Source organism: Polynucleobacter sp. 39-46-10, from assembly GCF_002282275.1.
On sequence record NZ_NCJB01000375.1, the window covers coordinates 1 to 2050 of the forward strand.

General features: G+C 44.5%; 1 protein-coding gene. It reads right to left on the reverse strand.

What is annotated here, in order from left to right:
• The coding region (locus B7X71_RS15790; RefSeq protein WP_293601434.1) for an efflux RND transporter permease subunit at positions 1-2050 on the reverse strand (2050 nt) is incomplete at both ends.

Here is a 2050-nt window from a genome sequence, read left to right on the forward strand (position 1 = left end):
TCACCAGCTATAAATAGACCGACTACACCGCCGATTGACGCAAAAGGCAAGACCAAAATAATCAAAGCTGCTAATCGTATGGATTTAAATAGCATGAAGAGTAAGAAAAAGATCGCCAAAATAGTCAGCGGAATAATGATCATCAAACGAGCCATAGCGCGTTCCATATTTTCAAACTGGCCACCCCACTCCAGGGTATAACCTTCTGGCAACTCAACCTGCTTAGCAATTAAGCTTTGAGCTTCCTTCACAAATCCACCCAGATCTCGACCATCGACGTTCACGCCAACGACCAAACGACGTTTGCCTGCCTCGCGCGAGATTTGTGCAGGACCATCTACTAAAGAAATCTCCGCTAAGTCACGCATGAGAACTTGAGCGCCATCAGGTGAATGCAAAATAATATTCTCGATAGCATCAACTTTATCTCGATAGGGAGCGGGATAGCGCAACATGAGTGGGAAACGTCTCTCACCTTCATAGACGATGCTAGCCTGCTTACCACCAATTGCTGTTTCAATCACTTCATTTACGTCCGACACATTGATCCCGTAGCGAGCAATGGCATCTCGATCAATTTTGATATTGAGGTAATTTTGTCCAGAGACTTGCTCTATTCGCAAGTCATTGCTGCCCTTCATCTTAGTGAGGATTTGGCTGATTTGCGCTCCTAGCTTTTGCAAGGTCAATAAATCATCTCCAAAAATCTTAATCGCTACTTGCGATCTCACACCTGAAACCATTTCATCAACACGAGCAGCAATCGGCTGTGAAATCGCTAATTCAATACCAGGTAGTGTTTTTAACTTATCGCGAATTTGCTGGGCAATTTCTTCTTGATTTAGGCTGCGATCACCCAAAGGTTTTAAGGTGACGATGGGATCGGATTCATTAGGTTGACCTGGATCTGCAGGTGACTCACCTCTACCTAAACGCGATACCGCCATCTTGACGTCAGGAATTGTCATAATTCTTTTGATTGCCTCAAATTCCAATTTGATCGACTCATCTAAAGAAATATTCGGGGCACGAACAATCACAGGGGTAATAGAGCCTTCCTGCATCACAGGAATAAATGCTTTACCTAAAAGCACAAACCCAACTAAACTCGCGGCCAAAGCGATCAGAGATCTTTTCACGACCAACTTCGGATTGGAAAGACTCCAATGTAGCCAGCGATCATAAGGCGCACGGAGACGAGCAACCAGCTTCGTGTCATCCTCACTACCGCCCTTCAAAATATATGAGCACAATGCTGGCGACAAGGTAAAAGATAGGATCAGTGAGATTGTCAAAGCAATTGCAATAGTGATAGCCATTGGGGCAAACATCTTGCCCTCCATCCCCTCCAAAGAGAGTAGTGGCATAAAGACCAAAATAATGATGCCGACACCAAACAAGACTGGGGTGCCTACTTCAGAGGCAGCCTCCAAAATAATACGATTTTTAGATTCTCCAGCCTTTAGTCGCTCACCTAACTTTGCAAAAGTATTTTCTACAACCACTACCGAACCATCCACCATGATGCCAATCGCAATTGCGAGACCACCTAATGACATCAGATTAGCAGAGATGCCATAACGATTCATAACCAAGAATGTCAGTAGCGGTGTCAAAATCAATGTAGCCACCACAATCAAGGAAGATCGCACATCACCCAGAAACAAGAAGAGCAAAATAATGACCAGGACAACTCCCTCGACCAATACTTTCGCCACATTAAACATGGCCGCATTTACCAAGTCTGTACGATCATAAAATGGCACGATCTGTAGGCCATCGGGGAGTAACTTACCCTCGTTAATTTCTGCTACTTTTAACTTAATCCGATTCACTACTTCTCGAGCATTGCCACCGCGAATCATCTGAATAATGCCCGCTACACTCTCGGTGTAACCATTTTTAATCGCTGCGCCTTGACGAATCTCACTACCGATGGTGACCTCAGCTACGTTCTTCACGTAGACCGGAATGCCTTTGACTTCCTTCAGAATAATTTTGCCAATATCTTCTGGCTTGGTAATTAATCCAACGCCACGAATGAGGTAGC